The 19,287-nt window shown below is 61.5% G+C and carries 19 protein-coding genes; 10 read left to right on the top strand and 9 right to left on the bottom strand.

The genetic code is table 11. The annotated features are described in order from the left end of the window. Positions 1-82 precede the first annotated feature (82 nt). The 5 genes from AC1RAC_RS25600 to def form a co-directional block, all read right to left on the bottom strand. Entirely contained in the window at positions 83-394 is a 312-nt protein-coding gene (locus AC1RAC_RS25600) for a tetratricopeptide repeat protein (protein ID WP_044270209.1), read from the bottom strand. Positions 395-529: 135 nt separating this feature from the next. Next, positions 530-1,903, bottom strand: coding sequence for a Trk system potassium transporter TrkA (gene trkA, locus AC1RAC_RS25595; protein ID WP_014716287.1), 1,374 nt, complete (start codon positions 1,901-1,903; stop codon positions 530-532). Positions 1,904-1,925: 22 nt separating this feature from the next. Continuing rightward, complete coding sequence (gene rsmB / locus AC1RAC_RS25590) at positions 1,926-3,236, bottom strand: 16S rRNA (cytosine(967)-C(5))-methyltransferase RsmB (protein ID WP_072445687.1); 1,311 nt, start codon at positions 3,234-3,236, stop codon at positions 1,926-1,928. Beyond that, a complete protein-coding gene (gene fmt, locus AC1RAC_RS25585) occupies positions 3,233-4,186 on the bottom strand; it encodes a methionyl-tRNA formyltransferase (protein WP_054898865.1) in 954 nt (317 codons plus the stop codon). Before fmt ends, rsmB begins: the two co-directional genes overlap by 4 nt. Positions 4,187-4,255: 69 nt before the next feature. Beyond that, the gene (def, locus tag AC1RAC_RS25580) at positions 4,256-4,762 is read right to left on the bottom strand and encodes a peptide deformylase (protein WP_020301426.1); all 507 of its coding nucleotides are present in this window, start codon (positions 4,760-4,762) and stop codon (positions 4,256-4,258) included. Positions 4,763-4,897: 135 nt separating this feature from the next. On the opposite strand from def, the gene AC1RAC_RS25575 reads away from it, so the two are divergent. From AC1RAC_RS25575 to tsaC, 3 genes are all read left to right on the top strand, one after another. Further along, positions 4,898-5,674, top strand: a complete 777-nt coding sequence (locus AC1RAC_RS25575) for a hypothetical protein (protein WP_034129195.1) — start codon at positions 4,898-4,900, stop codon at positions 5,672-5,674. A 63-nt stretch (positions 5,675-5,737) separates the two neighbouring features. Further along, complete coding sequence (gene dprA / locus AC1RAC_RS25570) at positions 5,738-6,841, top strand: DNA-processing protein DprA (protein ID WP_034129196.1); 1,104 nt, start codon at positions 5,738-5,740, stop codon at positions 6,839-6,841. A 74-nt stretch (positions 6,842-6,915) separates the two neighbouring features. Then, positions 6,916-7,473, top strand: coding sequence for an L-threonylcarbamoyladenylate synthase type 1 TsaC (tsaC, locus tag AC1RAC_RS25565; protein ID WP_034129197.1), 558 nt, complete (start codon positions 6,916-6,918; stop codon positions 7,471-7,473). A 109-nt stretch (positions 7,474-7,582) separates the two neighbouring features. Here tsaC and AC1RAC_RS25560 read toward each other — a convergent pair whose 3' ends face one another. Then, positions 7,583-8,560 carry a quinone oxidoreductase family protein gene (locus AC1RAC_RS25560; protein ID WP_034129198.1) on the bottom strand — a complete coding sequence of 326 codons (978 nt, stop codon included), beginning with the start codon at positions 8,558-8,560 and terminating at the stop codon, positions 7,583-7,585. A 178-nt stretch (positions 8,561-8,738) separates the two neighbouring features. On the opposite strand from AC1RAC_RS25560, the gene hemF reads away from it, so the two are divergent. Together hemF and aroE are read left to right on the top strand one after the other, a co-directional pair. Continuing rightward, positions 8,739-9,671 carry an oxygen-dependent coproporphyrinogen oxidase gene (gene hemF / locus AC1RAC_RS25555; protein ID WP_054898863.1) on the top strand — a complete coding sequence of 311 codons (933 nt, stop codon included), beginning with the start codon at positions 8,739-8,741 and terminating at the stop codon, positions 9,669-9,671. After that, positions 9,671-10,489 carry a shikimate dehydrogenase gene (aroE, locus tag AC1RAC_RS25550; RefSeq protein WP_057975195.1) on the top strand — a complete coding sequence of 273 codons (819 nt, stop codon included), beginning with the start codon at positions 9,671-9,673 and terminating at the stop codon, positions 10,487-10,489. Before hemF ends, aroE begins: the two co-directional genes overlap by 1 nt. Positions 10,490-10,617: 128 nt before the next feature. On the opposite strand, the gene AC1RAC_RS25545 is transcribed toward aroE, so the two are convergent. From AC1RAC_RS25545 to betC, 3 genes are all read right to left on the bottom strand, one after another. Then, positions 10,618-12,186, bottom strand: a complete 1,569-nt coding sequence (locus AC1RAC_RS25545; protein ID WP_492617088.1) for a SulP family inorganic anion transporter — start codon at positions 12,184-12,186, stop codon at positions 10,618-10,620. A 219-nt stretch (positions 12,187-12,405) separates the two neighbouring features. Further along, the gene (gene choX, locus AC1RAC_RS25540; RefSeq protein ID WP_034129201.1) at positions 12,406-13,320 is read right to left on the bottom strand and encodes a choline ABC transporter substrate-binding protein; all 915 of its coding nucleotides are present in this window, start codon (positions 13,318-13,320) and stop codon (positions 12,406-12,408) included. 18 nt (positions 13,321-13,338) lie between these two features. Then, on the bottom strand, positions 13,339-14,853 hold the full coding sequence (betC, locus tag AC1RAC_RS25535) for a choline-sulfatase (RefSeq protein ID WP_181125169.1): 1,515 nt from the start codon (positions 14,851-14,853) through the stop codon (positions 13,339-13,341). A 103-nt stretch (positions 14,854-14,956) separates the two neighbouring features. On the opposite strand from betC, the gene AC1RAC_RS25530 reads away from it, so the two are divergent. The 5 genes from AC1RAC_RS25530 (at position 14,957) to dgoD (ending at position 19,219) form a co-directional block, all read left to right on the top strand. Then, positions 14,957-15,907, top strand: a complete 951-nt coding sequence (locus tag AC1RAC_RS25530; RefSeq protein WP_034129203.1) for a choline sulfate utilization transcriptional regulator — start codon at positions 14,957-14,959, stop codon at positions 15,905-15,907. Between the two features lie 30 nt (positions 15,908-15,937). Further along, positions 15,938-16,264 (top strand): DOPA 4,5-dioxygenase family protein, encoded by a 327-nt coding sequence (locus tag AC1RAC_RS25525; protein WP_014716300.1) that lies wholly within the window; start codon positions 15,938-15,940, stop codon positions 16,262-16,264. 176 nt (positions 16,265-16,440) lie between these two features. After that, the gene (locus tag AC1RAC_RS25520; protein WP_034129204.1) at positions 16,441-17,400 is read left to right on the top strand and encodes a 2-dehydro-3-deoxygalactonokinase; all 960 of its coding nucleotides are present in this window, start codon (positions 16,441-16,443) and stop codon (positions 17,398-17,400) included. Position 17,401: 1 nt separating this feature from the next. Further along, positions 17,402-18,022 carry a 2-dehydro-3-deoxy-6-phosphogalactonate aldolase gene (locus tag AC1RAC_RS25515; protein WP_057975191.1) on the top strand — a complete coding sequence of 207 codons (621 nt, stop codon included), beginning with the start codon at positions 17,402-17,404 and terminating at the stop codon, positions 18,020-18,022. 48 nt (positions 18,023-18,070) lie between these two features. Next, a complete protein-coding gene (gene dgoD / locus AC1RAC_RS25510) occupies positions 18,071-19,219 on the top strand; it encodes a galactonate dehydratase (protein ID WP_003187297.1) in 1,149 nt (382 codons plus the stop codon). The last annotated feature ends 68 nt before the right edge of the window (positions 19,220-19,287 follow it).

The raw sequence follows: 19,287 nt of genomic DNA, 5'->3' as shown, positions 1-19,287 counted from the left end.
GCCTGCGATAGCATCACCTCGGAGTGCCTGATATACCGAGGTGTCTGCATCGCAGGCAAGCCAGCTCCCACAGGTGATCACCTCAGGTTTGGCGATCAAGTTTCTTCAGGAACACCGTCATTTCTTTTTCGGCCTGTTTGTCGCCATGGGCCTGGGCGGCTTCGATGCCCTTCTCCCATGCCAGGTGTGCTGCCGCGCGATCTTCCAATCCCAGCCGCGCCTTGCCCAACAACTTCCACGCCGCCGAATACTTCGGATCGAACTCGACGCATCGCTGCAAATGCTCGGCCGCCTTTGCGTTGTCCTTCAGGTCCAGATAACCCTTGCCCAGGCCAAAGCGCAGCAATGAATTATCCACACCCTTGGCGAGCATTTTTTCCAGGGATTCGAGCATGGCTGTGCATCCTTTAGCTACATAGCGGTTTCGATATCGTCATCGCGGGCAAGCCCGCTCCCACACTTGGAGCGCGATCACATGTGGGAGCGGGCTTGCCCGCGATGGCGGCGGCAGGCTCACGCAATTTTCTAATCAGAAAAAGCTCAGCCCCACGTGGAACAGCTTCTCAACATCGCGAATATGTTTTTTATCCACAAGGAACAAAATCACGTGGTCTCCGGTGGCGATCACCGTATCGTCATGGGCAATGATCACTTCTTCATCGCGAATGATCGCGCCAATGGTGGTACCGGGCGGCAGGCCGATATCGCGGATCGCCTTGCCAATCACTTTGCTGGACTTCGAGTCACCGTGGGCAATCGCCTCGATGGCTTCCGCTGCGCCACGGCGCAACGAGTGCACGCTGACAATGTCGCCACGGCGCACGTGGGCGAGCAAGGTACCGATGGTCGCCAACTGCGGGCTGATGGCAATGTCGATATCGCCGCCCTGGATCAGGTCCACATAGGCCGGGTTGTTGATGATGGTCATCACCTTCTTCGCCCCCAGCCGCTTGGCCAGCAAGGACGACATGATATTGGCTTCGTCATCGTTGGTCAGGGCCAGGAAGATATCCGCGTCGGCGATGTTCTCTTCCATCAGGAGATCACGGTCCGAGGCGCTGCCTTGCAGTACGACAGTGCTGTCGAGGGTGTCGGACAAATGCCGACACCGCGTCGGGCTCATCTCGATAATCTTCACCTGATAGCGGCTTTCGATGGCTTCGGCCAAACGCTCGCCAATCTGCCCACCGCCGGCGATGACGATGCGTTTGTAGCTCTCGTCGAGCCTGCGCATTTCGCTCATGACCGCACGAATGTTCGCCTTGGCGGCGATGAAAAACACTTCGTCGTCAGCCTCGATCACCGTGTCGCCCTGGGGCAGGATCGGCCGGTCACGGCGGAAAATCGCGGCGACGCGGGTTTCCACGTTTGGCATGTGCTCACGCAGCTGGCGCAGTTGCTGGCCCACCAACGGCCCGCCGTAGTACGCCTTTACCGCCACCAGTTGCGCCTTGCCCTCGGCGAAATCGATCACCTGCAAAGCGCCAGGAATTTCGATCAGGCGCTTGATGTAGTGGGTCACCACCTGTTCCGGGCTGATCAGTACGTCCACCGGAATGGCGTCGTTGTCGAACAACCCGGCGCGGGTCAGGTAAGCCGCTTCCCGCACCCGAGCGATCTTGGTCGGGGTATGGAACAGGGTGTGGGCGACCTGGCAGGCGACCATGTTGGTCTCGTCGCTGTTGGTCACAGCCACCAGCATGTCGGCATCGTCGGCACCGGCCTGACGCAGCACCGTCGGAAACGACGCGCGACCTTGCACCGTACGAATGTCCAGGCGGTCGCCCAGGTTGCGCAGGCGCTCGGCATCGGTGTCGACCACGGTGATGTCGTTGGCTTCACCGGCCAAATGTTCGGCCAGCGTGCCACCCACCTGCCCTGCTCCAAGGATGATGATTTTCATCCGGTCACTCCCTTAAAACCATTCAGCCGCGCGCGGCAGCGATCTTGATCAGTTTGGCGTAGTAGAAGCCATCGTGCCCGCCTTCCTGCGCGAGCAGTTGGCGACCGTGGGGCTGCTTGATACCGGCGCTAGTGGCGAGGTCCAGTTCGCGCGCGCCGCTGGTGCGGGCGAGGAAAGCTTGGATGACCTCGGTATTTTCGGTGGGCAGCGTGGAGCAGGTGGCGTAAAGCAGGATGCCGCCGACTTCCAGGGTTGGCCACAGCGCGTCGAGCAGTTCGCCTTGCAACACCGCCAGGGCGGCGATGTCGTCGGGCTGGCGGGTCAGCTTGATGTCCGGATGACGTCGGATCACGCCGGTGGCGGAGCAAGGAGCGTCCAGCAGGATGCGCTGGAATGGCTTGCCGTCCCACCAGGTGGCGGTGTCGCGGCCGTCGGCGGCGATCAGGTCGGCGTTGAGGCCCAGGCGTGCAAGGTTTTCCCGCACGCGCACCAGGCGCTTGGCCTCAAGGTCCACAGCCACCACACCGGCCAGGTCTTTTTCAACCTCAAGGATGTGACACGTCTTACCGCCTGGCGCGCAGCAGGCGTCGAGTACGCGCTGGCCTGGGGCCAAATCGAGCAGATCGGCAGCCAATTGCGCGGCCTCGTCCTGCACGCTGATCCAGCCTTCGGCAAAGCCCGGCAGGCTGCGTACATCGGCGGCGACTTCCAGCACGATACCGTCCGTGCTGTACACGCACGGGGTGGCGTTGATGGCCGCGTCGGCTAGTAATTGCAGGTATGCATCCCGGCTGTGGTGGCGACGGTTGACCCGCAGGATCATCGGCGGGTGCGCGTTGTTGGCCGCGCAGATAGCCTCCCATTGCTCGGGCCAAAAGGCCTTCAGGGATTTTTGCAGCCAGCGCGGGTGGGCGGTGCGCACCACCGGATCATGTTCCAGCTCGGCCAACAGCGTTTCGCTTTCACGCTGGGCGCGGCGCAGCACGGCATTGAGCAGGGCCTTGGCCCAGGGCTTTTTCAGCTTGTCGGCGCAACCGACGGTTTCACCGATAGCGGCGTGGGCCGGCACGCGGGTGTAGAGCAACTGGTAGAGGCCCACCAGCAACAGCGCCTCGACATCCGCGTCCGCCGCTTTGAACGGTTTTTGCAGCAGCTTGGCGGCCAACGCAGACAACCGTGGCTGCCAACGGGCGGTGCCAAAGGCCAGGTCCTGGGTAAACCCGCGGTCGCGGTCTTCAACCTTATCCAACTGCGTCGGCAGAGAACTGTTCAGCGAAGCCTTGCCATTGAGCACAGCGGCGAGAGCCTTGGCGGCGGCCAGACGTGGGTTCATTGATTGACCACTCCAAGCGTGGTGCCCAGGGCGAATTTCTCACGACGACTGTTGAACAGATCGCTGAAGTTCAGCGCCTTGCCGCCGGGCAATTGCAGACGCGTCAGGCACAGCGCCTGTTCACCGCAAGCCACCAACAGGCCGTCTTTGCTGGCGCCGATGATCTCGCCGGGAGCCCCTGCGCCATCGGCCAGGGTCGCGGCCAACACTTTCAAGGCTTCGCCGTTCAGGGTGCTGTGGCAGATCGGCCATGGGTTGAAGGCACGTACCAGGCGCTCCAGCTCCACGGCTGGGCGGCTCCAGTCGATGCGCGCTTCGTCCTTGTTCAGCTTGTGGGCGTAGGTGGCCAGGCTGTCGTCTTGGATTTCACCTTGCAGGGTGCCGGCAGCCAGGCCAGCGATGGCCTGGATCACGGCGGGCGGCCCCAGCTCAGCCAAGCGGTCGTGCAGGCTGCCGCCGGTGTCTTGGGCGGAGATCCGGGTGGTGACTTTGAGCAGCATCGGCCCGGTATCCAGGCCGGCCTCCATGCGCATCACGGTCACGCCGCTTTCGCTGTCGCCTGCTTCAACGGCGCGCTGAATCGGCGCCGCACCGCGCCAGCGTGGCAGCAGTGAAGCATGACTGTTGATGCAACCCAGGCGCGGGATATCCAGCACAGCCTGAGGCAGGATCAAGCCGTAAGCCACCACCACCAGCAGGTCCGGCTTCAGCGCGGCTAGTTCGGCCTGGGCGTCGGCGTTACGCAGGGTCGGCGGCTGCAGCACGGGAATGTTGTGCTCCAGTGCCAACTGCTTGACCGGACTCGGCATCAGTTTTTGCCCGCGACCGGCCGGGCGATCCGGCTGGGTGTACACCGCGACGATGTCATAAGGGCTGGCAAGCAGCGCCTTGAGGTGTTCGGCGGCAAATTCAGGAGTGCCGGCAAAAACAATTCGCAATGGCTCGGTCATGGGAGTTCTCGGTTAAAAACAGTCACAAAAGAAAAAGGCTTGCCGCAGCAAGCCTTTGGAAGAAGGGCATCAGGCTTGCTGGCGATGCTTTTTTTCCAGCTTCTTCTTGATGCGGTCACGCTTGAGCGTGGACAGGTAATCGACAAACAGCTTGCCGTTGAGGTGGTCGCATTCATGCTGGATACACACCGCCAGCAGGCCTTCGGCAACCAGTTCGAAAGGCTTGCCGTCACGGTCCAGCGCCTTGATCTTCACGCGCAGCGGGCGTTCCACATTTTCGTAGAACTCCGGTACCGACAGGCAGCCTTCCTGGTATTCGCCCATCTCTTCGGTCAGCGGTTCGAACTCAGGGTTGATGTACACCCGAGGTTCGCTGCGATCTTCCGACAGGTCCATGACCACGACACGCAGATGCACGTTGACCTGGGTAGCGGCGAGGCCGATGCCCGGGGCTTCATACATTGTTTCAAACATGTCATCGACCAACTGACGAACCTTGTCGTCCACTACGGCCACCGGCTTGGCGATCGTGCGCAGGCGCGAGTCGGGAAATTCGAGGATGTTCAAAATAGCCATAAGCGTAATTGCTGCACATGTGAGGAAGAGACAAATCGGCGGTGGGATGGACCCATACGGCCGGTGTGAAACGCTCGGAAGCCGCGAAGGCCATGGCATTTCACGCGAACGCACATAATAAAGGAGATTCACCCCATGAGGAAATCGCTACTCGTCTTGCTGCTGTGGGCCCCGTTCGCCACGGCGTTGATTGCGCAACCCACTGAGCGCCTGGATCAGGCAGCGCAACAGGCCATCCAGCATTTTTTACTGCACAACCGTATTTTTGACTCGCCCGAGGACCTGGATAACGCGCCTTATATTATTGCGGCGCAAGGCGGGCGCGTGCTGGGTGCCAACGACGAGCGTGTGCATGCGCGCGGGCGTCTGGACCCGGCCCAGCCGAGCTACGGGATCTTTCGGCGAGGCAAGGCCTACACCGACCCCGTTACCCAGGAGTTACTCGGCATCAATGCCGACGACATCGGCACTGCGCGCTTTGTGCTTGCCGACAGCCTCACCACCCTCGCAGTGCAACGGGTGACCCAGGAAATCCGCCCAGGCGACCGCTTGTTGCGCGCCGAGCCTCCCGTTGCTTTGGCGAACCTGGAGCCGTGCAAACCTGCACCCTTGATTACAGGGCATATCATCGACATCCCCAAGGGCGTCACGCAGATTGGCGTGCTCGACGCTGTGACCCTGAACAAGGGCCGCCGCGATGGCCTGGTGGAGGGCCAACTGCTGACGGTGATCAAGGCTGGCGCCACCGTGCGAGACGCCCTCACCGGCACGCCCACGCCACTCCCGGATGAGCGAGCCGGCACCCTTCTGGTGTTTCGTACCTATGAAAAGCTCAGCTATGCCCTGGTGCTCAGTGCTTCACGGTCGCTAGCCGTGCAAGACCGTTTCGAGACGGCTGATCAAGCGCAATAAATAGCCTGCTAAATAAGTTACCAACAGAGTTATCCACAGCTTGTTCCGGTCAAGGATGATCATATGAATCCGATAAACAGTAGCGATATTTCCCCGGCAGAGCTGGAAGCCCGGCTACGCTTGCACAGGCTGCCAGAACTGGGGCCCAAGCGTTTTCACGTATTGATCGAAGCCTTTGGTTGCGCTTCCAAGGCCCTGAGTGCTCCCGCCAGCGCCTGGCATTCCCTCGGTTTGCCCGCCGTCAGTGCCGAGGCCCGACGTAGCCCCAAAGTCCGTGACGGTGCCAGTGAAGCGTTGGCCTGGCTGGGGCGCCCGGCCCAGCATTTGCTGATGTGGGACCAACCTGATTACCCGGCGTTGCTCGCGCAGATCGACGATGCGCCGCCGTTGTTATTCGTGGCGGGCGACCCCGGTATTCTGGAAAAACCACAGTTGGCCATGGTGGGAAGTCGGCGTGCCTCTCGCCCGGGCATGGACACGGCAGCGGCCTTTTCCCGTAGCCTGGCGAGCGCCGGTTTTGTCATCACCAGTGGGCTGGCGGTGGGCATTGACGGCGCGGCGCACCAGGCGGCATTGGACGTAGGCGGCCATACCATCGGCGTGCTCGGCACTGGCCTGGAAAATTTTTATCCACAGCGCCATCGCAGGCTCGCCGCGGCGATGATTGCCCAAGGCAGCGCCGTGGTTTCCGAATTTCCGCTGGATGCAGCGCCTCAGGCCGGCAATTTCCCACGGCGCAACCGGATTATCAGCGGGCTGTCGTTAGGCGTGCTGGTGGTGGAGGCCAGTATGGCCAGCGGCTCGCTGATCACCGCACGCCTGGCGGCGGAGCAAGGGCGCGAGGTGTACGCGATTCCGGGTTCCATCCACCACCCCGCCGCCAAGGGCTGTCATCAGCTGATCCGTGATGGCGCGGTGCTTGTGGAAACCATCGAGCACATTCTTGAAAGCCTGCGCGGTTGGCAGCGGTTGTCCCATGCTGCGCCGGTGCCCGTGATCCATCCGTTGGTGGCGCTGCTGCACGCGGCACCGCATAGCAGCGAAGCCTTGGCGATTGCCAGCGGTCGGCCGTTGTCCCAAGTACTGGCCACCCTGACGGAACTGGAGTTGGAGGGCCAAGTGATTTGCGAAAGCGGGCGCTGGCTGGCGCGGTGCCCGCTTTTGTAGTGGCCCGTTTTTGGCGCTAGGTTTTGTAACGAAGATCGGTAAACTGCCCAGAGCTTTAGTCCGGAGAGTAAACAATGGTCAACAGGTGGCGTGTGCTGGAAGCCGCACGGGAAATTCGCGCAGGCGCAGTGATCGCCTATCCGACCGAAGCGGTTTGGGGCCTGGGCTGCGACCCGTGGAACGAAGAAGCAGTGGATCGACTGTTGGCGATCAAGAACCGCTCGGTCGACAAAGGCCTGATCCTGGTGGCGGATAATATTCGTCAGTTCGACTTTCTGTTTGAAGATTTCCCGCAAACGTGGATCGAACGCATGGCCAGCACTTGGCCAGGGCCGAATACCTGGCTGGTGCCCCATCAAGACTTGCTGCCTGAATGGGTCACGGGTGTGCATGACACCGTAGCGCTGCGGGTCAGTGATCATCCGTTGGTGAGAGATTTGTGCGCCCAGGTCGGCCCGTTGATTTCCACCTCAGCCAACCCTCAGGGCCGCCCGGCGGCCCGCACGCGGCTTCGCGTAGAGCAGTATTTTCGCGGGCAAGTGGACTTGGTGTTGGGCGGCGCCCTGGGTGGGCGCAAGAACCCGAGCCTGATTCGGGACCTGGTGACGGGTGATGTGGTGCGCCCCTCGTAAGGTGCAGCTCGTTCCCACGCTCTGCGTGGGAACGCCGCATTGGACGCTCTGCGTCCGCTTGTGACGCAGAGCGTCACGGTATGCATTCCCATGCAGAGCGTGAACGATCTTAAGGCAGCAGGATGGTTGAGCCAGTCGTGCGCCGTGCCGACAACTCCGTCTGCGCTTTGGCCGCCTCCGCCAGCGGGTAGCGCTGGTTGATATCAATGCGCACCTTGCCGCTCTTGATCATCGAAAACAGATCGTCCGCCATCGCCTGCAAGTTTGCCGCACTGTTGGCGTAGGTCGCCAAAGTCGGCCGGGTGACGTACAGCGAACCCTTCGCCGACAGAATCCCCAGGTTCACCCCATCCACCGCACCCGACGCATTGCCGAAGCTCACCACCAAACCCCGTGGCGCCACGCTGTCCAGTGAGGTCAGCCAGGTGTCCTTGCCGACGCCGTCGTACACCACCGGGCACTTCTTGCCGTCAGTCAATTCCAGTACGCGTTGTGCGACATCTTCCTTGCTGTAGTCGATGGTTTCCCAGGCGCCGAGGGATTTGGCCAGGGCGGCCTTTTCCGGCGAGCTGACCGTGCCGATCAACTTCACCCCCAGGGCCTTGGCCCATTGGCAGGCCAGGGAACCCACGCCACCCGCAGCGGCGTGGAACAAAATGGTTTCACCGCCTTTGAGCTCATAGGTCTGGCGCAACAGGTATTGCACGGTCAGGCCTTTGAGCATGGCGCCGGCGGCCTGTTCGAAGCTGATCTCATCCGGCAGGTGCACCAGGTTGGCCGCAGGCAACACATGCAGCTCGCTGTAGGCACCCAGCGGGCCGCTGCCGTAGGCCACGCGGTCGCCAACTTTGAATTGGCTGACTTCACTGCCCACCGCGTCCACCACGCCAGCGCCTTCCGCACCAAGGCCCGATGGCAGCGCGGGCGGCGCGTAGAGGCCACTGCGGAAGTAGGTGTCGATGAAGTTCAGGCCGATGGCCTCGTTGCGCACCCGAACCTGCTGTGGGCCAGGCTCCGCTGGCGTGTAGTCCACATATTCAAGTACTTCGGGGCCGCCATGGGCGCTGAACTGGATACGTTTGGCCATCTGCACTTCTCCTTGGGTTCGAATCTGCGTAGCCCCCTATCGGACTCCTAAGCTTGATCCTCGTCAACTGCTGCGCACCTAAGTGCAGTGGCATGTAGGCGCAGTGGTATCCTGTGCGCCCATTTGCCGCCGACGCCCCATGGGCCTCGCGTAGCTTTGCCCGATTCAAGGTGATGCCATGACTACCCGCACCGAGGCCGTTAAAGCCTACCTGCTTGACCTGCAAGACCGCATTTGCAGCGCCCTGGAAACCTTCGAGACGGACACTCGCTTTATCGAAGACGCCTGGACCCGGCCAGCCGGCGGTGGCGGTCGTACCCGTGTGATGGAAAACGGTTCGGTGATCGAAAAAGGCGGTGTCAACTTTTCCCACGTGTTTGGCAGCGGTCTGCCACCGTCTGCCAGTGCCCATCGCCCTGAACTGGCGGGCCGTGGGTTTGAGGCCCTGGGTGTGTCGCTGGTGATCCATCCGCATAACCCGCATGTACCGACTTCCCACGCCAATGTGCGGTTTTTCATCGCTGAAAAAGAAGGCGAAGAACCGGTGTGGTGGTTCGGTGGTGGCTTCGATCTCACCCCGTATTACGGCAATGAAGAAGACTGCATTCATTGGCACCGCGTGGCCGAGAAGGCCTGTGCACCGTTTGGCCCGGACGTGTACTCACGCTACAAGGCCTGGTGTGACACCTACTTCCACATCAAGCACCGCAACGAGCCCCGTGGCATCGGTGGCCTGTTCTTCGATGACTTGAACGAGTGGGGCTTTGACACCTGCTTCGCCTTCATCCGCGCCATCGGCGATGCCTACATCGATGCCTACCTGCCGATTGTGCAGCGTCGCAAGGCCATGGCGTACACCGAGCAACAACGCCAGTTCCAGGAGTTCCGCCGGGGCCGCTACGTTGAGTTCAACCTGGTCTATGACCGTGGCACCCTGTTCGGCCTGCAATCGGGCGGGCGTACGGAGTCGATCCTGATGTCGCTGCCACCTCAGGTACGCTGGAGCTACGACTGGAAGGCCGAAGCCGGCAGCGAAGAGGCGCGCCTCACCGACTACTTCCTGCAAGACCGTGACTGGCTCGGCGTTGCCGCGCCCAAGGCGGCGGTGTGATGGACCGTTATGTTGTGTTCGGCAACCCCATCGGCCATAGCAAATCGCCGCTGATTCATCGTCTGTTCGCTGCCCAGACCGGCGAACAACTGCACTACAGCACGATGCTCGCGCCGTTGGAGGACTTCACCGCCTGTGCCCGTGAGTTCTTCCAACACGGCCGTGGCGCCAACGTGACCGTGCCGTTCAAGGAAGAGGCCTATCGCTTGGCCAATACCCTGACCGAACGGGCGCAGCGCGCCGGCGCCGTAAACACTTTGAGCAAATTGGCTGACGGCACGTTGTTGGGCGACAACACCGACGGCGCGGGCCTGGTGCGCGACTTGACGGTCAATGCCGGGCTGAGCCTGCAAGGCAAACGCATCCTGTTGTTGGGCGCCGGTGGCGCGGTACGCGGTGCGCTGGAGCCGTTGCTGGCGCAGCAACCCTCGTCGTTGATCATCGCCAACCGCACCGTGGAAAAGGCCGAGCGACTGGCTGAGCTGTTCGATGACCTGGGCCCGGTGTCTGCCAGTGGTTTCGACTGGTTGCGGGAGCCGGTGGATGTGATCATCAATGCCACGTCGGCCAGCCTGTCAGGCGATGTACCGCCGATTGCCGGCAGCCTGATCGAGCCGGGCAAGACCTTCTGCTACGACATGATGTACGCCAAGGAACCCACCGCATTCTGCCGCTGGGCGAGCGAGCAAGGCGCGGCGGTGGCGATGGATGGCCTGGGCATGCTGGTGGAACAAGCGGCGGAAGCCTTCTTGCTGTGGCGCGGTGTGCGTCCGGATTCAGCGCCCGTACTGGCCGAACTGCGCCGGCAATTGGCCTGATCCCACACGCTGATGTGGGCACACTTAATGTGGGAGCTGGCTTGCATGCGATAGTAATAGGTCAGTTACCCATGTGCTGGCTGATCCACCGCTATCGCAGGCAAGCCAGCTCCCACAGTTGATCGGGTTTAATCTTCGAAATGGAGGGGGCAGTTATCCGGCCCCTCCAGCTTCATCAATTCCTCGACCACCTGCGGCCTCGCCCCACGCAACGTCAAGCTACGGCCCAACCCCGCCAACCGCCGCGCCTCCTGGTGCAGCATCTCCACCCCGGAATAGTCGATAAAGTTTATCTGCTGCGCCTCGATCACCACCCGCTCACCCTGCAGACGTTGCAGGCGCACTTGCAGGTAATGGCTGGCGCCAAAAAAGATCGAGCCGCCCACCCGCAACACATCCGCTTCACCGTCGCGCCAGTGTTGCACCCGTGGCTGCGAGGTGCGCTTGAGGTAGAAAAACAGCGACGCCAGTACCCCGGCATAGATCGCCGTTTGCAGCTCCAACAACAAGGTGGCGACACAGGTCAGGCTCATCACCACAAATTCGGCGCGGCTGACCCGGAACAGCGCACGAATGCCGCGGTGGTCCACCAGGCCCCAGCAGATCAGCAGGATACTCGCCGCCATGCTCGGGATCGGAATATGCGCGATCAACGCTGCGCCAAATAACGCGAATAGCGCCACCCACAGGGCCGAAAACACACCCGCCAATGGCGAACAGGCACCCGCCTCATAACTGAGGCCCGAGCGGGTGAACGATCCGGCTGACAGGTAGCCGGAAAAAAATCCGCCCACGATGTTGGATAAGCCCTGGGCGCGTACTTCCTGGTTGGCGTCGAGCAGTTGTTGCGAGCGGGCGGACAGCGAACGGGCAATCGACAGGCTGGTCACCAACCCCAGCATTCCCACCGCCACGGCACTGGGCAGCAGGCGCAGCACCAGATCCAGATCCATCGGCAACGGGCTGAACGGCGGCAGTTTGCCAATAAACGAACTGACCCGTGCCACATGCCCGAACATCGCCGGCCACAGCCATGCCGCCACGCTGCCCAACACCAAGGCGATCAACAGTGTCGGCCAGCGTGGCACCAGGTACTTGAGCAGCATACCTGTCAGCAACGTACCCAGCCCCAGGGCCAGGGACGCGTGGTCCCACTCGCCACGATGGTCGATCAGCGCCAGCAGGCCATTGATAGCCGTGGCCTGGCTCGGTAAATCCAAGCCGAGCAGGTTGGGCAGTTGCCCCAAGGCGATCACTACGGCGGCGCCCAGGGTGAAACCCAGCACCACCGAATGGGAGACGAAGTTCACCAACGCGCCGAAGCGCAGCAGGCCGAGCAACCACTGGAACACCCCGGCGAGGAAGGTCAGCAACAGGATGAGGGTAATGTAGTCCTGGGAGCCTGGCACGGCCAATGGGCTGATGCTGGCGTAAAGCACAATGGAGATGGCGGCCGTTGGCCCGCAGATCAGGTGCCAGGATGAGCCCCACAGGCAGGCGATCAATACCGGGATGATGGCGGCGTAGAGCCCGTATTCGGGAGGGAGACCGGCGATCAGTGCGTAGGCAATCGACTGCGGCAGCGCAAGCACAGCGCCGCTGAGGCCGACGATCGCGTCCCGGCCGACGCTGGCGCGGGTTTGGCGCGGCAGCCAGCGCAGGAAGGGCAAAATTGTATGGCGGTTGGGCCGGGGCATCGCAGGCTCGGGTAAAGGGTTTTGGCAAGAGTATCAATGCATGGGTGCTTGTGGGAGCTGGCTTGCCTGCGATGCTGGCGCCTCGGTGTGACAGGCATACCGGGGTGATGCTATCGCACGCAAGCCAGCTCCCACAGGGTCAGCGGCAAGCGTCAGAGTGATTGTTCCCCCGCTCTGCGTGGGAATGCTGCTCAGGACGCTCTGCGTCCGATTTTAACGTCAGAGCTTGGCTTTTACCGCTGGCAACGCCTCCTGGCCATCCAGGGTTTTCACGCCCTCCAACCACTGGTCCAACACTGCCGGGTTGGCCTTGATCCACGCCTTCGCCGCCTGCGCATTGCTGACCTTGTTGTTGGCCACGTCAGCCATGATGCTGTTCTCCATGGCCTGGGTAAAACTCAGGTTGGTCAGCAGTTTGCCGACATTGGGGCACGCTTGTGCGTAACCCTTGCGAGTCAAGGTATAGACGCTGCCGGTGGCACCAAAGTACTGCTCGCCGCCCTTGAGGTAGCGCATTTTCAGTTGCACGTTCATCGGGTGCGGGGTCCAGCCGAGAAAGGTGATAAAACGCTGTTTCTTCACCGCTCGCGAGACCTCTGCGAGCATCGCCTGTTCGCTGGACTCGATCAGCTTCCACTGCCCAAGGTCGAAATCATTCTTCTTGATGATCTCCTGCAGCGAGATATTGGCTGGCGCGCCGGAGCCAATGCCGTAGATTTTCTTGTCGAACTTGTCGGCAAATTTATTCAGGTCGGCAAAGTCATGCACCCCGGCGTCCCACACGTAGTCCGGCACGGCGAGGGTGAACTCGGTGCCCTCCAGGTTCTTCGCCAGTTGCACCACATCGCCGTTGGCCACGAACTTGTCGTAGAAGCCTTGCTGCGCCGGCATCCAGTTGCCGAGGAAGACATCCACCTGGCCGTCCTTGAGCCCGCCGAAGGTAATCGGCACCGCCAGGGTGTCGACCTTGGGTTGATAGCCCATGCCCGTCAGCAAGAAACTGGTGATAGCGTTGGTGGCGGCAATATCGCTCCAGCCTGGGTCGGCCATCTTTACCGTTTCGCAGCGCGTGTCTGCGTACACCTGGGCGCTGCTGAGCATCACCAAACTCAGTACCACGTTCAACTTTTGCATGGCCTTCCCTCTGTCTACTTATTGGTTTTGGCAGGGTTGTGGAAAACGTGCTTTGCGCTCCAGGTCATCAAGGTCGATATGGTTGCGCATGTACTGCTGACTGGCGTCTACCAGTGGCTGGTGATCCCAGCTCTTGAGCTTGCCATGGGTCAGCGCATCAAACACCAGGCGGCGACGGCGTTGGCTGGCGAGCACCTGTTGATGGATCGCCGGGATATCCCATTTAGCCCGCGCTTCACGCAAGAACGCCTCGAACAATGGCCGATGTTCAGCTGACTGGCTGAGGTTTTCCTGCTCGCTCGGGTCGTTGTGCACATCGAACAATAGGCAAGGATCGTCCTCGCTGTAGATGAATTTGTAGGCGCCCCGGCGAATCATCATCAATGGGCTGACGGTGCCTTCGGCCATGTATTCGCCAAACACTTCGTCATGCCCGCCCTGCCCCTGCAAGTGCGGGACCAGTGAGCGGCCGTCCAGCGGCAAGTCCGGGTCCAGCTTGCCGCCGGCCAATTCCACCAGGGTCGGCAACAAGTCGGCGGTCGACACGGCCTGGGTGACGCGGCCAGCGGCGAACTGCCCCGGCGCACTGATCAGCAGCGGCACGCGGGCGGCCATTTCAAACCAGTGCATTTTGTACCAGAGGCCGCGCTCGCCAAGCATGTCGCCGTGGTCGCCAGAGAAAATGATCAGGGTGTCGTCGGCCAGGCCGGTCTCTTCCAGGGTCTGCAGCAGCTTGCCGACGTTGCTGTCGATGTAGCTGCACGCACCGAAGTAGGCGCGGCGGGCGTCGCGGATCTTATCCACAGGCAGCGGTTTGTCCCACAAGTCATAAACCTTGAGCAGCCGCTGGGAATGCGGGTCGAGGTCGGCCTGGGGCGGCGTCGCGGGCATTGGGATGTCGGTGTCTGCGTACAAGTCCCAGAACGGCTTGGGAATGGTGTAAGGGTCGTGGGGATGGGTCATCGACACCGTCAGGCAAAACGGCTGGTCACCTTCCTCACGGATATGGTCGAACAGATATTGCTGGGCTTTGAACACCACCTCTTCGTCGAAATCCAGCTGGTTGGTGCGCACGCACGGTCCGGCTTGCAGCACCGAGGACATGTTGTGATACCAGGTAGGTCGTACGTCTGGCTCATCCCAGTTCACTGCCCAGCCGTAGTCGGCGGGATAGATGTCGCTGGTCAGGCGCTCCTCATAGCCGTGCAACTGGTCGGGGCCGCAGAAGTGCATCTTGCCCGACAGCGCGGTGCGGTAGCCGAGGCGGCGCAAGTAGTGGGCATAGGTCGGCACATCGGCGGGGAAATCGGCGGCGTTGTCGTAGGCGCCGATCTTGCTCGGCAACTGGCCGCTGACCAAGGTGAAGCGCGACGGTGCGCACAGCGGGCTGTTGCAATAGGCGGCGTCGAACACCACGCCTTGTGCCGCCAGGCGGCTGAGGTTGGGCAGCTTGATCGGGGAAGGCCCGTAGAACGGCAGCATCGGCGCGGCCATCTGATCGGCCATGATGAAAAGAATGTTCTTGCGCTTCATGGTTTCTCGGCATTCCATAGGCAGTGTTTATGCCAATGAGCATGCGGCCCATGAATTACGGGGTAAAGCCCATGAGCAGCAATGACTAGGATAAGTTGAGCTTATGTATGAAGCGCTGGGTGACCTCTCTCTCGATTTGCTGCGCGCCTTTGAGGCAGCGGCGCGTCATCGCAGTTTCACCGCGGCCGCGATGGAGCTGGGCACCACCCAACCGGCGGTCAGCCAGCAAATCAAACGCCTTGAAGAGCAACTGGCGATCCGCCTGTTTGATCGCATTTACCGCGGCATCGAACTGACTGACGCCGGTGCCCTGCTGTTCGAGCATGTGCAAGGCGGCCTGCAGAACATCAACCAGGGGCTCGGCGCCATCACTCAACAAAGCCAGCATGAAGTGCTGCAAGTCGCCACCGACTTTGCCTTCGCCGCCTATTGGCTGATGCCACGCCTGCATCGTTTTCACCAGGCCAACCCGCAGGTGGATGTCAGCCTGGTCACCAGTGAGCGCAACCCGGCCACCCTGCGCAGCGATATTGATGTGGCGGTGCTGTTCGGCGATGGCCGTTTCAAGCAGGGCGAGAGCCTGTGGTTGTTCAATGAGGAAGTGTTCCCGGTGTGCAGCCCACAGTGGCTCAAGGAGCAGGTCGCGCCCCTGACGGTGCAGACCTTGCAAGACTGCCCGTTGCTGCACCTGCGCCAGGAAAACAACAGCCAATGGTTTGACTGGAACGGCGTGTTCCGCGAACTGGGTATCACGGCTGCGCCGACCCCGGGGCAATTGCGCTTCGACAACTACACCTTGCTGATCCAGGCCGCGATTGCCGGCCAGGGCGTCGCCATCGGCTGGCGCCACCTGGTGGATAACCTGCTGGAGCAGAATTGGCTGTGCCGGCCGATCAGCTCCACGGTGATCTCGCGCTTGGGCTATTACGTGGTGCAACCCCAGCGCAAACGCCGCGGACAGTTGGTGGACCGCTTTGTCGAGTGGCTTGTGGCGGAACAGGCCAACAGTGCGCACTCGTTGACCGGGCTGGCCCTGCCGTCGATTGCGGTCTAGGATCGGCCCACAGTGGAACCGGAGTCAGTCATGCAACGTATCAAGGGCTACCACGCCCATATCTACTTCGACGCCAGCACGATTGAGCAGGCGCGCACGCTCTGTGAGGACGCCGCCAAGTTGTTCCCGCTGCGCATGGGCCGTGTGCACGAGCGGCCCGTGGGCCCGCACCCGGATTGGAGTTGCCAGCTGGCGTTCGAGCCGGAATATATCGGTGTGGTGTTGCCGTGGCTGGCGCTGCATCGCAATGGTCTGGTGGTGTTCCTGCACCCTGAAACCGGTGACGACCTCAAGGACCACACCGATTACGCCATCTGGATGGGCGCGATGCGCGAGCTGGACTTGTCGATTTTTTAACCTTCCTTACCCGATAAATCCGCGGCCTTCCCTAAGTAAAAACAAGAATGTTTGTAGGATTTATCTTGTCTTGTCTCATTATATGGGATTGATATTTATATATTGAGATATTCCGTTCCCTAGGTTTATATTCGCCCATCTGCTTTTTTCAGCACCCACTCATTTCAGGTGAAGCGATGCAGGCGCAATTGATCGCGCTCGATTGGGGGACCAGCTCCCTTCGTGCTTACAAACTCGGCCCCGCGGGCGTTGTGCTGGAACAGCGCTCGCAAGCCTGGGGCATCATGCATTTGCCCACAGAGCCCCGGGAAATAGCCGGTGTGCTATGCACTGACGGCTTTGAACTGGCGTTCGATAGCGCCTGCGGCGATTGGCTTGATGCCCAGCCCGGGCTGCCGGTAATCGCTTGCGGCATGGTCGGCAGCGCACAGGGTTGGAGCGAGGCGGCCTATCGCAGCACGCCGGTGGATGTCGCCAGTCTCGGCCAGGCGTTGCATGGCATACGCAGCCTGCGTGGGGTGCAGGTGCATATCGTGCCGGGGGTGATCGAGCAAGTGGGTCTGCCCAATGTCATGCGTGGCGAAGAAACCCAAGTACTCGGCGTACTGCAAGGCCTTGGGCCCCAGGTGTTGATCGGCCTGCCCGGCAGCCATTCCAAGTGGGTCGAGGTGGTGGAAGGCCGCATTACCCATTTCGATACCTTCATGACTGGCGAAGTGTTTGCGGTGTTGAGCAAGCACAGCATCCTGGGGCGTACCCAACAAGCGAGCGAGCAGTTCCAGGCCGAGGCGTTTGATCAAGGCGTGCGCGTAGCGCTGTCCAACGATGGCCAGCGTGGCGTGCTTTCGACCCTGTTCAGTGCCCGTACCCTTGGGCTCACCGCGCAGCTGGCGCCCGACCAGCAACCCGATTACCTGTCTGGCCTGCTCATCGGACATGAGCTCGCCGGCTTGCCAGATTCGGCCAAACATCAGCCGATCATCCTGGTCGGCGCTGCTGCACTTTGCGCCCGCTATCAACGCGCCCTCGCCCTTTGCGGATTTGCCCACGTCAGCCTGGCGCAAGAAGCCACCGAGCGTGGCCTGTGGCAACTGGCGCAAGCCGCCGGGCTCATTCGACCTGTACTGGAGGCCTGACATGCTCAAGCAAGCACTCGCACAAAACGGTTTGATCGCCATCCTGCGCGGCCTACGCCCCGACGAAGCCCAGGCGGTCGGCCAGGTGCTGTACGACGCGGGTTTTCGCGTGATCGAAGTGCCGCTCAACTCGCCAGACCCCTACACCAGTATCCGTACCCTGCGCGACAGCTTGCCCGCCGATTGCCTGATCGGTGCCGGCACGGTGTTGACGCCTGAGCAGGTCGAACAGGTCAAGGCGGCCGGAGGCCAGGTGATCGTCATGCCCCACAGCGATGCCAAGGTGCTGCGTGCCGCCAAAGCGGCGGGCCTGTACTTGTCGCCTGGGGTAGCCACGCCTACCGAAGCCTTTGCCGCACTGGCCGAAGGCGCCGATGTGTTGAAGCTGTTTCCGGCCGAGCAGATGGGCCCTTCAGTGATCAAGGCATGGCTGGCGGTATTGCCGGCGGGCACGTTGCTGCTGCCGGTGGGCGGCATTACCCCGGACAACATGCAGGTGTTTACCGACGCCGGCGCCAAGGGCTTCGGATTGGGTTCCGGGCTGTTCAAGCCGGGCATGACAGTGGATCAGGTTGCGAGCCGTGCCCAGGCTTATGTCGCCGCCTGGAAAGCCCTGAGCTGAGAGCATATTCCGCGCCCACAGGCGCTGCATCTATAAGAGAGACAAGAGATGAAAATCACCAAACTGACGACCTTTATCGTTCCGCCGCGCTGGTGCTTCCTCAAGGTCGAAACCGACCAGGGTGTGACCGGCTGGGGTGAGCCTGTGGTCGAGGGCCGCGCTCACACGGTGGCCGCCGCCGTCGAAGAACTGTCCGACTACCTGATCGGCAAAGACCCTCGCAATATCGAAGATATCTGGACCGTGCTCTATCGCGGCGGCTTCTACCGAGGTGGCGCGGTGCACATGAGCGCCCTCGCCGGCATCGACCAGGCGTTGTGGGACATCAAGGGCAAGGCCCTCGGTGTATCGGTCAGCGATCTGCTGGGCGGCCAGGTGCGTGACAAGATCCGTGTGTACTCATGGATCGGCGGTGACCGCCCCGCCGATACTGCCCGTGCCGCCAAAGAGGCGGTGGCCCGTGGCTTCACAGCCGTGAAAATGAATGGCACCGAAGAATTGCAGTTTGTCGACAGCTTCGAAAAAGTCGACCTGGCCCTGGCCAACGTCGCTGCTGTGCGCGATGCGGTCGGCCCTAACGTGGGTATTGGCGTCGACTTCCATGGCCGCGTGCACAAGCCGATGGCCAAGGTGCTGATGAAAGAGCTCGACCCGTACAAACTGATGTTCATTGAAGAGCCGGTGCTCAGCGAAAACTACGAAGCGCTGAAAGAACTGGCCCCGCTGACCAGTACGCCGATCGCCTTGGGTGAGCGCCTGTTCTCGCGCTGGGATTTCAAGCGGGTGCTCAGCGAAGGCTACGTCGACATTATCCAGCCGGACGCCTCCCACGCAGGTGGTATCACCGAAACCCGCAAGATCGCCAACATGGCAGAAGCCTACGACGTGGCCCTGGCCCTGCACTGTCCGCTGGGCCCGATTGCCTTGGCGGCATGCCTGCAGCTGGATGCGGTTTGCTACAACGCGTTTATCCAGGAGCAGAGCCTGGGTATTCACTACAACGAAAGCAACGATCTGCTCGACTATGTGCGTGATCCAGGCGTATTCGACTATGACCAGGGCTTTGTGAAGATCCCCAACGGCCCAGGTCTGGGCATTGAGATCAACGAGGAGTATGTGGTTGAGCGCGCGGCCATCGGCCATCGCTGGCGCAATCCGATCTGGCGCCATGCCGATGGCAGTTTTGCCGAGTGGTGATTTCCACCTGATTGAAACGCGCTAAAAAATGTGGGAGCAGGCAAGCCAGCTCCCACATTGAGCGCGTT

This window comes from Pseudomonas sp. GW823-FHT02F05, from assembly GCF_058797315.1.
This window is presented reverse-complemented; position numbering and strand designations above follow the sequence as displayed.